1 protein-coding gene is annotated in these 664 nt (G+C 62.0%); it reads right to left on the reverse strand.

The window, feature by feature from the left end:
• Window positions 1-664: type II and III secretion system protein (locus GVL52_RS31555; protein WP_200847936.1), on the reverse strand; the 664-nt coding region annotated here is incomplete at both ends.

Below are 664 nucleotides of genomic sequence, written 5' to 3' on the forward strand. Positions count from 1 at the left end.
GTCGTGCCGGAGCCTGGCGGTACGGTCGTTTTCCGGCCGGACTCCTTCAGCTCGATGATCTGCAGCCCCTTGAGGCGGTCGCGCAGTTCGTCGCTGACCTCGCGGATGTCGATGTCCGTGCGCACCACCTTCGGGGTGATCACGACCAGCAACTCCGTGCGGATGCCCGTCTTGCCGTTGTTTCCGAAGAGACTGCCCACCAGGGGAAGTTCCTGCAGCAGGGGAATGCCGGCCTTGGACGTGTTGTCGGTGTCCCGAATGAGACCACCGAGCACGATCGCTTCGCCCGAACGGACCGCCACCTTGCTGGTGATCTGGCGCTGCTGGAACACGGGCTGTAGGGAAATGTTTCCCGAGTTGTCCGCCACGGCGTCCGTCACGGCTTGGTCGATTTGCATGGTGACCAGATTGCCGGCATTGACGGAGGGCGTGACCGCAAGACTCACGCCGGTGTCCCGGTACTGGATCGTGGTGGTGGTCGAAGTCGAGTTGTCAAACCTGGTGGCTGCCGTTTGCACAGGTTGCTGATTGCCCACGCTCATCATGGCCGTGTGATTGTCCAGCACCATCAGCGAAGGGCTGGAGATCACTTTCAGCAACCGCTTCGTAGCCAGGGCATTCAAGACCACCCGGACGCTGCCCAGCGAGTTCGACAGCGCATAGG

The organism is Rhizobium sp. 18055 (assembly GCF_902706285.1).
Taxonomy (GTDB): Bacteria; Pseudomonadota; Alphaproteobacteria; order Rhizobiales; family Rhizobiaceae; genus Rhizobium.